Source organism: Campylobacter sp. MIT 97-5078, assembly GCF_006864455.1.
Lineage (GTDB): Bacteria > Campylobacterota > Campylobacteria > Campylobacterales > Campylobacteraceae > Campylobacter_D.
Map to the genome: position 1 here is coordinate 166,079 of NZ_QHLK01000001.1, position 9,612 is coordinate 175,690.

A 9,612-nucleotide genomic window follows, 5' to 3' on the forward strand; every position below is an offset into this window, starting at 1 on the left:
ATCGTATAATCACAGCACTCAAATATAAAGAGTGCTAAAAAATAGCAACAATTTACAAAGAGAAAGGATTACACAATGAATTTTCAACCTTTAGGCAAACGCGTCCTTGTTAAACGCGTGGAAGAAACCAATACAACAGCTTCTGGTATAATTATACCAGATAATGCCAAAGAAAAACCTTTAATGGGAGAAATTATCGCAGTAAGTCAAGAGCTTAGCGATGTTAAAACTGGCGATAAAGTGCTTTTTGCTAAATATGGGGGCACAGAAGTAAAACTTGGCACAGAAGAATACCTTGTGCTTAACATCGATGATGTTTTAGGTATAGTAAAATAAATTTTTAGAAAAAGGATAAAAAATGGCAAAAGAAATATTTTTTTCAGATGAAGCAAGAAACAAGCTCTATGAGGGCGTAAAAAAACTCAACGATGCTGTTAAAGTAACTATGGGACCAAGAGGACGCAATGTTTTGATCCAAAAGAGCTTTGGTGCTCCAAGTATTACAAAAGATGGTGTAAGCGTAGCTAAGGAAGTTGAGCTTAAAGATAGTCTTGAAAATATGGGTGCTGCTTTAGTTAGAGAAGTAGCAAGCAAAACAGCTGATCAAGCAGGCGATGGCACCACAACAGCTACAATTTTAGCTCATGCTATCTTTAAAGAAGGCTTAAGAAATATCACTGCAGGAGCTAATCCTATAGAAGTAAAAAGAGGTATGGATAAGGCTTGCGAAGCTATAGTAGCTGAACTTAAAAAGCTTTCAAGAGAAGTTAAAGATAAAAAAGAAATCGCTCAAGTCGCTACTATTTCAGCAAATTCAGATGAAAAAATCGGTGAATTAATCGCTGATGCTATGGAAAAAGTAGGCAAAGACGGTGTTATCACCGTTGAAGAAGCAAAATCAATCAATGATGAGCTTAATGTGGTTGAGGGTATGCAATTTGACAGAGGTTATTTAAGCCCTTATTTTATCACTAATGCAGATAAAATGACTGTTGAACTTCAAAGTCCATATATCTTACTTTTTGATAAAAAAATCACCAGCTTAAAAGACTTGCTTCCTATCCTAGAGCAAATTCAAAAAACAGGCAAACCTCTTTTAATTATTGCTGAGGACATAGAAGGAGAAGCTTTAGCAACTTTGGTTGTTAATAAACTTAGAGGCGTGCTTAATATTTCAGCTGTAAAAGCTCCTGGCTTTGGCGATAGACGCAAGGCTATGCTTGAAGATATCGCTATCTTAACAGGAGGCGAAGTTATCGCTGAAGAGCTTGGTAGAACCTTGGAAAGCGCTAGTTTGCAAGACTTAGGACAAGCTTCAAGCGTAATCATCGACAAAGACAATACCACTATAGTCAATGGAGCTGGCGAAAAGAAAAATATAGATGCTAGAGTAAATCAAATCAAAGCTCAAATTGCAGAAACTACAAGCGATTATGATAGAGAAAAACTCCAAGAAAGACTTGCTAAATTAAGCGGTGGGGTTGCTCTTATCAAGGTTGGTGCTGCAACTGAAACTGAAATGAAAGAGAAAAAAGATAGGGTTGATGATGCCTTAAGTGCTACTAAAGCTGCTGTTGAAGAAGGTATAGTAATAGGTGGTGGGGCTGCATTAATCAAAGCAAAAGCTAAGATTAAACTTAATCTAAAAGGCGATGAAGCCATAGGTGCAGCCATAGTTGAAAGAGCCTTAAGAGCACCTTTAAAACAAATCGCTGAAAATGCTGGCTTTGATGCAGGTGTGGTTGTTAATTCAGTTGAAAGCAGCACAGAAGAACACCTTGGTTTTGACGCTGCAAAGGGCGAATATGTTGATATGCTAAAAGCTGGTATCATCGATCCAGTAAAAGTAGAAAGAATAGCCTTGCTTAACGCTGTAAGTGTAGCTTCAATGCTTTTAACCACAGAAGCAACAATTAGCGAAATAAAAGAAGAAAAACCAGCTATGCCTGATATGAGCGGTATGGGTGGTATGGGAGGAATGGGTGGTATGATGTAAGTCGCCCTTCTTTTGTCAAACTTTGTCTTGCACTCTTTGCAAGACAAAGTGGATTTCTAGCTTCTTCAAATTCTAAAAACCACCTTATTTTTTCATCGTTTCTTATCTTTTGTCATCAAAAAATCAATTTTTTTAAATAAAAAAGTCAATTTTTGTTTGTTTTGGAATGAAAATTGCTTTTCGCAAAATGAAGTATAGATTGAGGGAAATTCAAAAAAAAGGATTTCTAAATGAGTAGTATTTTTTCAAATGATACAAACGCTCTTTTTGGGTATGAAAGCCTGCTTGCTCGTATGCAAAAAAGCCTACAAACGACTGGTAATACAAGCTTTAGTGATTGTGTAAAAAACGCAAGTCTTTCTAGTGTGCTTAACGAAAATTTAAGCATAAATGAAAATATAAACTTTGGGCTAGGAGATTTTACAATAGTTTGTAGCAAACAAGGAGCGTTTTTAAATGTAATAAATGGTATTGAAACTGAACGCACAAGCATAACTACTTCAACCCTACTTTCTCAAACTCAAACTAATCTGTTCCAAAATACCTATAAGGTTGAATTCAATAGTATAGAAAAAGAGCAATTTGAAGCCATAGCCAATGCTTTAAAAGCTGATGAAAGACTTTTAGAACAAAACAATGCTTTAGGATTAGAACCTGTCTTTTTTAGAGATAGTTCAAGTTTGGAATTTAGCCAAAAAGCTCTCAGCAAAGAAAGTCTAAATGCCCTTAAAGAACAATTTGGAGAAGAAAGTGTCTATAGAAGAAAAGATGGGGTATATGTCTTAAATGCTGAAGCTGAAAAATTTGTAAGTGGTTGGAGCAAAGCTTTAGACAAAGCAAATGAAAAGAACCAAACAAATACTAGTCTTGATGAGCTTATACAAAAAGATAAAGACTTTAGTTCTCATCTTGATGAAAGCGAGCTTGACTCAAGCTTCACTCTTATGACGACAACAACGATTGTCGAGCAAATTACTTGGATAAGTGCTTTAGTCGTTAAGCTTTTTGATCTAAACAAAAACGATTTTTTATCTTTGCAAGAGTATATGAATACTAGATTTAATAATTTTGATATTTTTGCTCGTAATTTTATCTCTGAAAATTTAGAAGGCTTATTTGAAAACAAAAATGAAAGTATAAACGAGCAAAACTCAAATGTAGAAGATAAAAACTCAAACGAAGATAAAACAAAGAAATTTGCAAATTTTTTCGAAAATAATTTTATGAAAATAAGTCAGTATTTTACAAATTCATCACTTTCAAGCTCAAGCTTTGCTTCTTTAAGTTCTGTCGTATTTGATATGGCTCAAACCTTGTATAATCAAAGCCTAGCAAATGCTGATCTTAAACAAGACAGCTTAGCAAGCTCAAATCAAAGCGAACTAAAAGCTTAGCCAATATTAACTCTACAAATTAGAGCCATAAAAGCTTTAATCCTTGTTCTGCAAAACTCTATGCAAGAGCAAGGATAGCTTAAAAATAAGTTTTGATACCTTACCCTAAAAAAATTACATTTTTCAAACATAGCTCTTTGATAAAGTCAAAATAAAGCTTATTTGTGTTTAAAAACTTAACATTTAGGTGTATAAAAGTATTTAAAATAGAATAATATTTTTAAAAATAAGCTATAATCAAATAAGCAAAATTTACACTCAACACAAAGGAAAATGAATGCAAAAAGCCACAAGTTGCCAACTTAAAGATTTAGAAGAATTCAAACTCCCTCAAAACCCAAAAATTCTTATCATAGGAGGAGGCTACGGAGGCTTAAAAGCTGCACTTGGGCTTCAAAAACTCGTTTCTTTTTCATCAAATAATACGCCTGAAATCACTTTGATCAGCAAGCACGATTATCATTACCAAACTACACTCTTACATAAAGTTGCCATAGGCACGCTTTCGCCACGAAAGGCAAGAATTTATTACCGCAAAATTTTAGATCCAAAAAAAGTGCGTTTTATCAAAGATAAAATCATCAATCTTAGCCCAAATGAACGCTGTGTGTATGGAAATGGAGGCAGATACGATTATGATGTTTTAGTCATTGCACTTGGTTTTAAACCAGATAGCTTTGGTATAAAAGGCGTGAAAGAATATAGCTTTAAACTATCCTCGCTAAATAGAGCCCTAAAGCTTTCTCAACACATAGAAAATAAATTCAAAGATTATGTACATAGCAAAAATCCTGACGATCTTAGCATTATTGTTTGCGGAACTGGTTTTACAAGCATTGAATTTGCAGCTGAACTTGCTTCGCAGATCGAAGAGTTATGCCTTATTTGTGGCATTGATAAAAAAATACCTAAAATCACTTGTATAGGAAGAAGCGATCGAATTTTACCTGTTTTTGATACAAAGCTGAGCCAAAAAGCTGTCAAAAAGCTTGAAAATATGGGTGTAAAACTTATCACAAAAGGCAATGTCAAAGAAGTTTGCAAAAATGGCGTTATCATAGAAAGAAATGGCAAAGATGAATTTATCAAAGCAAATACCATTCTTTGGGGAGCTGGGGTAAAGGGAAGTGATATCATAGAAAAATCAAGCATACCAAATAGAAAAGGTAGGATAGAAGTTGATAGACAACTTCGTTGTTTTGATTATCCTGAAATTTTTGTTGTAGGAGATAGTGCATATCCTACAACAAAAGACGCTATTCACGCACCAACAGCCCAACTTTCAGCACAAATGGGAGACTTTGTAGCTCGTATGCTTAGCCAAAAACTCAAAGGCAAAAGCTTCACAGAAAGTTTTTCTTTCAAGCACAGGGGCACAGTGTGTTCTATAGGGCATACCGATGGCGTTGGTATAGTGTATGGCAAGAATGTATCTGGAGAAATTGCTGCTTTTATGAAAAATACCATAGAAAATCGCTGGCTTTTTTCTTTAGGAGGCTTTCCTATGGTGTTTAAAAAAGGACAATTCCGCTACCGAAGCAGTAATTAAAACTTTGGCAAGCCTGCTTTAATGCTCTTATCTTTGCTTTGAATAATCTTTTCAAATTCAAGTCTAATTTGCTTATGATTTGCAAGCACAGAGTTATCTAAAAGCGAAAATGGATACAGCTTGAAATTTTTAAAATTTTCATCATGATAAGTGAAAATAAGCTCAAAGCCAACATCTTCAAACCTTACCCTACCCTTTTCATCAAGGCTAAGCTTTACACCTACAAGTGAACCTACACGGCGATTTAAGCCAATTTGTGAAGAGATAAAATTGCCAAGTGAATAAATCACTAAAGTATCATCTATAAACTCGATAGGCGAAATAAAATGCGAATGATTCCCTATAATGATATGCACACCCTGTTTGGCTAAAAATGAAGCCAACTTTTTTTGTTCCTCATTTGGCTCAAAGGCATATTCTACACCCCAATGCATTGAAACAAGGATAAGATCAGCTTCCTTTTTCAAACGTTTAATATCTTCTTTGGCTCGTTTTTTATCAAAAATATCAACCAAATATGCTTTTTCTTGAGACAAAAAATGCCCATTTACGCCATAAGTATAAGCTAATAGCCCTACTTTAATGCCATTTATCTCTTTAATCCTTAAACGTTTTTGATCCGCAAAAGAAAAAGAACTTCCAGCACTTAAAACGTCTTTTTGTGCCTGCCAAAATTTCAAAGAAGCGAGCACAGCTGCTTCTCCTCTGTCTAGGGTATGATTGTTTGCAAGACTTACAAGATTAAATCCTAGCTGTAGCATTTGTGTGCCAAATTCTTGTGGTGCGTTAAAATTTGGATAAGAACTTAAACCAAATTCTTTGCCTGCAAGTATGCTTTCTTGGTTATAAAAAGCAAGATCATAGTCCGCTATGATAGGCTTTAGATAAGCCAAAGTCTTTGAAAAATCATAACTTAAGCCCGTGCTTGAGTTTTTATCCTTAAAAGCAGCATCTTTATACACGCGTGAATGAAGCAAGGCATCACCTGCCATAATAATGCTTAAACTCTTATCAGCACTTACACACAAAACAAAGACACACAAAAGGCAAACAATTTTCACTTTATTTCCTAAGGAATTAAATTCTCTACATTGTAACATAATATACGGATAAACGAATAAAAATATTACAACGAAAGCTAAAAGGCTTTATAATATGATTTTTCTAGCTTTAAAGCTAATTTGTTTAATTTTTATTTATAATCATTTCACAATTTAAGCTTGTTATTTTTTTAATTTTATTCACAGCTATTTCACAATGTGATTTTATCTTTAAAGTATTGAAAAATAGAGCTTTAAGTTTGAAAAATTTAAGAAATTTATTTATATTTTTTTAAGCTTTTTTGTGTATATGTGTAAAAAATAGCTAAAATTCTATCAAAACTTTGAATTTATAGGAATTTAAAGCCCTTTAGGCATTATTTTTATAAAGGGCTTTAAGATTGTCATAAGCAATTTGAATTTTCTCAAACTGAACTCTTGCTTGTGCAATCTCACTCATGCCCTTGCCATGATAAAAATCTGGATGATAAAGCTTTGCAAGTACAAGATACTTTCGTCTGATTTGGTTTAAATCATTTTCTGGAGAGCATTCAAGCACCTGAAAATATGAGCTAAAAAGCTTTGCAAGAGCGTTAAATTTCCATTTATTGTTTTCTTTTTTTTGCACGCTGCGTTTGAAATTTTCATACTCTTCTTCATTAACATCAAAGCTAATGCAGTATTTTAAATGCTCGTTTGTGCTTGCAAACTCTTCAAACAAAGTAAGCGTGTTTTTATCTTTATAAGAGATGATTATAAGTTGAATTTCTTCTTTGTATTCGCATTCATGAACCTTAAAATACTGCTTTATATAAGAGATAAAAAGCTTTTCATTCGAGCTTAATTTTAAAGCAAAACCAGTGGGCATAAACTCAATTTTTACAAAAATCACCGGTTTAAGTGTATTTTCTTGCTTAAAATTAAGCTTAAAGGTTTTATGATATGCCTCGCTTAAATTTACAAGATCGCCATTTGCACTTTCTTTATAACGCTTTTCAAGTAGCTTTAAAAAGTATTTTCGCTGAGGAATTTCATCTTCTTGAAAAAAAGAAAAAATCTTATCCTTTTTACCTAAAACTTTTGAAAAATTTTTTTTAATTAGATTTTTAAAATAATGAAAAACGCTTATATCATCGGTATGAACGCTAATTGAACCTAGACTTTGAACGATTTGCATTATAATCCTCCCATAAAAAAGCCTCTTGTGCAAGTGGGCTTGTCTGTTTTAGAATTTCACTTGGACTATAATCGGCTTTATACGACAAAGATTGACACTCTTTGACAAAATATCCCAGATAAATATATTCAAGTCCCTTATTTTGTGCGAGCTTAATCTCTGTTAAAAGTGAAAATTTGCCCAAACTTAAATGTGCGTATTCTGGATCATAAAAACAATAAATGCTTGAAATTCCACCCTCAAAGATGTCGATAAGATCAACGCAAACAAGCTTTTTATCTACATAAAAATCAAGCTCAAAGCCGTAATCATTTGCCTCATCAACATAGAAATTATAGTATTGTTTAAAAGAAAGATTATATACTTTCCACAATCTTTTTTCGCCCATGAAGCAATGATATTTTTCATATAAATACAAATGTTCGTTGCTAAGTTGAGGTTTTTTAAGATAAATTTGAGTATGGGTGTTTTTATTAATCACTCTTCTGTAGCTTTTAGAAAATCTAAATTCATTTGCTTTGATCCTTAAGCCTAAGCATTCATTACAAGCTGAACAAATAGGACGAGAAAAATACGCCCCAAAACGTCTCCAGCCTCTATTTACAAGCTCAAAATTAAGTTCTTTAGAACAATTCTCGATGAATTTATACTCCATCTTGCAACGTTTGTTTTCAAGATAAGGACACCCATCTTCTAAGGTGCAAAAGCCAATTTGTCTCATCGAATTCTTTTTATATCCTCATTTTGAATAAATTCCAAAAACTCAGCAAGCAATCTTTCTTCTTTTTCAGCAACACTTTCAAAATCTTTTCGTGCTTTTTGTTGTTCTTTTTTTTCAGGTTTTAACTCTTTTGTTTGAGTGCTATTTTCTTTACCCTCTTTGATCATCTGTGCTTTTATGTTTTTTAAACTTTCAGCAAAGTCCATTTTACCTGCTTTCTCTGATTTTTTTCAAAGCTGCAGCAATAGCTGCTATAACTTCTTCTTTGTTTTCTTGATGATGATCTTCTGTTTTTTCTAAAAGCTCTTGCATATGCGTTTCTATAAAGGAAGTATCAAAATATCCTCTTCTAAATTCTTTGATTTTCGTGATAGCGATTAAAAAAGGTATAGTCGTTCGCACATCATTGATGATGAATTCTTTCAAGGCTCTTTCGAGCTTATTTACTACCTGATCATAACTTGTGGCTTTAACGATAAGCTTTGCAAGCAAACTATCATAAAAAGGAGGCACGTTATAACCTTTGTAAATATGACTATCCACACGCACGCCCGGTCCTAAAGCTGGAAAGTATTCGCTGATTTTACCCGGATTTGGGACAAAATCTTTCCATACATTTTCAGCTGTAATTCTCACTTCTATAGCATAACCTCTTGGGTGTATATCACTTTGCTGTAAGTCTAAAATAGCTCCAGAAGCTATCCTAATCTGTCTTACCACAAGATCAATGCCTGTTACTTCTTCAGTGATAGGGTGTTCAACTTGTATTCTTGTATTCATCTCCATAAAATAAAAGCGGTTATAATCATCAAGCAAAAACTCTATAGTCCCAGCATTTGTATAGCCCACTGCCTTAGCTGCTGCTACAGCTGTTACGCCTATAGTTTTGCGTAAACTCTCACTAATGCTTGGACATGGAGCGATTTCTATGACTTTTTGATGACGACGTTGTATAGAACAATCCCTTTCGCAAAGATGAATGATATTGCCATAATTATCACCTAGAATTTGAAATTCTATATGACGTGGATTTTCTATGTATTTTTCCATAAAAACTTCATCGTCATTGAAAAAACTCAAAGCCTCTCTTTTGCAGGATTCAAAGGCATTTTCAAGTTCTTCTTCCTTATAAACAACGCGAATTCCACGCCCTCCTCCACCTCCACTTGCTTTTAAGATCACAGGATAACCTATCCTCTCAGCATAGTTTTTGATCTCTTCTAAGGTGTTATTATTGAGCTTTTCAGTGCCCGGAACTACAGGAATTCCATTTTTGCTCATCAAATACCTTGCGATATTTTTATTTCCCATTTTACGAATAATGTCTGATTTTGGTCCTATAAAAATGATCCCAGCGTCTTCACATTCCTTAGCAAATTCATAATTTTCACTCAAAAAACCATATCCTGGGTGTATAGCATCAGCCCCGCACGCCTTAGCGATTTCAACTATCCTCTTTCCGTCCAAATAGCCCCTAATCGCATCAGTTCCTATTCTATAAGCTTCATCAGCGATTTTTACATGTAAGCATTCTCTATCTGGCTCTGTAAAAATAGCTACATTTTTAATGTGTAAATCCCTGCACGCTCTGATAATCCTAACGGCTATTTCTCCACGATTGGCGATTAAAATCTTATGAATCATCACTTGCCCTTACAAAAAGATTTTCTTTTACAATTATAAGCAAAAATCTTTAATTTTGTTTGAAATTTTTATCAAAAAAGACTTTTAAAAA

The 9,612-nt window shown here is 33.8% G+C and carries 9 protein-coding genes; 4 read left to right on the forward strand and 5 right to left on the reverse strand.

Features of this window, described 5'->3' with window-relative positions:
- The first annotated feature begins 75 nt into the window (after window positions 1–75).
- The 4 genes from groES to DMB91_RS00870 all read left to right on the forward strand — a co-directional run bounded on the left by groES (window position 76) and on the right by DMB91_RS00870 (window position 4,939).
- Window positions 76–336: a co-chaperone GroES gene (gene groES / locus DMB91_RS00855; RefSeq protein WP_034902662.1), complete on the forward strand. Its 261-nt coding sequence runs from the start codon at window positions 76–78 to the stop codon at window positions 334–336.
- Window positions 337–358: 22 nt separating this feature from the next.
- Complete coding sequence (gene groL / locus DMB91_RS00860) at window positions 359–1,996, forward strand: chaperonin GroEL (RefSeq protein WP_034902659.1); 1,638 nt, start codon at window positions 359–361, stop codon at window positions 1,994–1,996.
- 230 nt (window positions 1,997–2,226) lie between these two features.
- A complete protein-coding gene (locus tag DMB91_RS00865; RefSeq protein WP_034902656.1) occupies window positions 2,227–3,390 on the forward strand; it encodes a hypothetical protein in 1,164 nt (387 codons plus the stop codon).
- A 277-nt stretch (window positions 3,391–3,667) separates the two neighbouring features.
- Window positions 3,668–4,939, forward strand: coding sequence for an NAD(P)/FAD-dependent oxidoreductase (locus tag DMB91_RS00870; protein WP_052043132.1), 1,272 nt, complete (start codon window positions 3,668–3,670; stop codon window positions 4,937–4,939).
- On the opposite strand, the gene DMB91_RS00875 is transcribed toward DMB91_RS00870, so the two are convergent.
- The 5 genes from DMB91_RS00875 to DMB91_RS00895 all read right to left on the reverse strand — a co-directional run bounded on the left by DMB91_RS00875 (window position 4,936) and on the right by DMB91_RS00895 (window position 9,521).
- A complete protein-coding gene (locus DMB91_RS00875) occupies window positions 4,936–6,000 on the reverse strand; it encodes a CapA family protein (protein ID WP_034902653.1) in 1,065 nt (354 codons plus the stop codon). The genes DMB91_RS00870 and DMB91_RS00875 overlap by 4 nt on opposite strands.
- 349 nt (window positions 6,001–6,349) lie before the next feature.
- Window positions 6,350–7,156, reverse strand: a complete 807-nt coding sequence (locus tag DMB91_RS00880; RefSeq protein ID WP_034902650.1) for an adenylosuccinate lyase — start codon at window positions 7,154–7,156, stop codon at window positions 6,350–6,352.
- The gene (locus DMB91_RS00885; protein ID WP_034902647.1) at window positions 7,125–7,877 is read right to left on the reverse strand and encodes an arginyltransferase; all 753 of its coding nucleotides are present in this window, start codon (window positions 7,875–7,877) and stop codon (window positions 7,125–7,127) included. The genes DMB91_RS00880 and DMB91_RS00885 overlap by 32 nt, the downstream gene beginning before the upstream one ends.
- Entirely contained in the window at window positions 7,874–8,083 is a 210-nt protein-coding gene (locus tag DMB91_RS00890; protein ID WP_034902644.1) for a hypothetical protein, read from the reverse strand. Before DMB91_RS00890 ends, DMB91_RS00885 begins: the two co-directional genes overlap by 4 nt.
- Window position 8,084: 1 nt before the next feature.
- A complete protein-coding gene (locus DMB91_RS00895; protein ID WP_034902641.1) occupies window positions 8,085–9,521 on the reverse strand; it encodes an acetyl-CoA carboxylase subunit A in 1,437 nt (478 codons plus the stop codon).
- Between the last annotated feature and the right edge of the window lie 91 nt (window positions 9,522–9,612).

Coding starts and splice junctions, on each gene's coding strand:
- groES (WP_034902662.1), top strand. CDS start 76: ATGAATTTTCAACCTTTAGGCAAACGCGTCCTTGTTAAACGCGTGGAA.
- groL (WP_034902659.1), top strand. CDS start 359: ATGGCAAAAGAAATATTTTTTTCAGATGAAGCAAGAAACAAGCTCTAT.
- DMB91_RS00865 (WP_034902656.1), top strand. CDS start 2,227: ATGAGTAGTATTTTTTCAAATGATACAAACGCTCTTTTTGGGTATGAA.
- DMB91_RS00870 (WP_052043132.1), top strand. CDS start 3,668: ATGCAAAAAGCCACAAGTTGCCAACTTAAAGATTTAGAAGAATTCAAA.
- DMB91_RS00880 (WP_034902650.1), bottom strand. CDS start 7,156: ATGCAAATCGTTCAAAGTCTAGGTTCAATTAGCGTTCATACCGATGAT.
- DMB91_RS00885 (WP_034902647.1), bottom strand. CDS start 7,877: ATGAGACAAATTGGCTTTTGCACCTTAGAAGATGGGTGTCCTTATCTT.
- DMB91_RS00890 (WP_034902644.1), bottom strand. CDS start 8,083: ATGGACTTTGCTGAAAGTTTAAAAAACATAAAAGCACAGATGATCAAA.
- DMB91_RS00895 (WP_034902641.1), bottom strand. CDS start 9,521: ATGATTCATAAGATTTTAATCGCCAATCGTGGAGAAATAGCCGTTAGG.